Annotated in this window: 2 protein-coding genes; both read left to right on the top strand. The window is 43.9% G+C overall.

Going from position 1 to position 1568, the window contains the following annotated elements; translation table 11 throughout:
- Window positions 1–77 precede the first annotated feature (77 nt).
- Window positions 78–1346, top strand: a complete 1269-nt coding sequence (gene tyrS, locus RAC86_RS38530; protein ID WP_014480566.1) for a tyrosine--tRNA ligase — start codon at window positions 78–80, stop codon at window positions 1344–1346.
- A 129-nt stretch (window positions 1347–1475) separates the two neighbouring features.
- Window positions 1476–1568, top strand: a 93-nt coding sequence (gene sr7p / locus RAC86_RS38525; RefSeq protein WP_377886936.1) for a small protein SR7P, incomplete at its 3' end; no start/stop codon positions are given.

Below are 1568 nucleotides of genomic sequence, written 5' to 3'. Positions count from 1 at the left end.
GTACCGCGATAATCAATCGTCCCTTCGTGTAAACGAAGGGGCGTTTTTTATTTTAATTAAAAAAGGAGCTTTATCTTATGACTAACTTACTTGAAGACTTATCCTTCCGCGGATTGATTCAGCAAATGACAGATGAAGAAGGGTTGAATAAACAGCTGAATGAAGAAAAAATCCGCTTGTACTCAGGCTTTGACCCTACAGCAGACAGCTTGCATATCGGACACCTGCTGCCTATTTTAACACTTCGCCGTTTTCAGCTTGCAGGGCATCATCCGATTGCGCTTGTGGGCGGCGCGACGGGCCTCATCGGTGATCCAAGCGGAAAAAAAGCAGAGCGTACATTAAACACTGCTGACATCGTATCCGAATGGTCCCAAAAAATCAAAAACCAGCTGTCCAGATTTCTAGATTTTGAAGCAGCAGAAAACCCAGCTGTCATCGCGAACAACTTTGACTGGATCGGCAAAATGAATGTGATCGATTTCCTTCGTGACGTTGGTAAAAATTTCGGCATCAATTACATGCTGGCAAAAGATACGGTCAGCTCAAGAATTGAATCCGGCATCTCGTACACGGAATTCAGCTACATGATTCTTCAATCTTATGATTTCTTAAATCTTTACAGAGACAAAAACTGTAAACTGCAAATCGGCGGAAGCGATCAGTGGGGCAACATCACAGCGGGTCTTGAACTGATCAGAAAATCAGAAGAAGAAGGAGCAAAAGCGTTCGGCCTAACGATTCCGCTTGTCACAAAAGCAGACGGCACGAAGTTCGGAAAAACGGAAGGCGGCGCGATCTGGCTTGATAAAGAAAAAACATCGCCATATGAATTCTATCAATTCTGGATCAACACAGACGACCGTGACGTTGTCAAATACTTGAAATACTTTACGTTCCTTTCAAAAGAGGAAATTGAAGCATACGCTGAAAAAACAGAAACGGCGCCAGAAAAACGTGAAGCGCAAAAACGCCTGGCAGAAGAAGTGACATCACTTGTTCACGGACGCGAGGCGCTGGAGCAAGCCATCAACATCTCCCAAGCGCTGTTCAGCGGCAATATTAAAGAGCTTTCTGCTCAAGACGTAAAAGTAGGCTTTAAAGATGTTCCTTCTATGGAAGTTGACAGCACCCAAGAGCTTTCACTTGTAGATGTGTTGGTGCAATCTAAATTATCTCCTTCTAAACGCCAAGCGCGTGAAGACATCCAAAACGGAGCTGTTTACATTAACGGTGAACGCCAGACGGAAATAAATTATACCCTATCAGCAGAAGACCGTATCGAAAATCAATTTACTGTTCTGCGCCGCGGGAAGAAAAAATACTTCCTTGTGACGTATAAATAAGAAAAAGATCCTTTGCCACTGAAGGCAAAGGATCTTTTTGTTTACCGCATAGGAATGAAAGGAAAAGAGTATATTAGATAGGGCAAACACGACCAATCAACACCTTTTAAATGAAAGGAGCGCTAAAGCGTGAATCTCATGTGTACGATTGCAAAAGAACGGCTGCAGCGGGATTATTGGGAGCGGCAGGCGCAAGATAGTGTTGGCCAGCAAGAGGCGAAT

It is taken from the genome of Bacillus sp. LR_5 (genome assembly GCF_042709275.1).
Note: the sequence above shows the minus strand (reverse complement) of the source record. Positions and strands in the feature narration are given on the sequence as shown.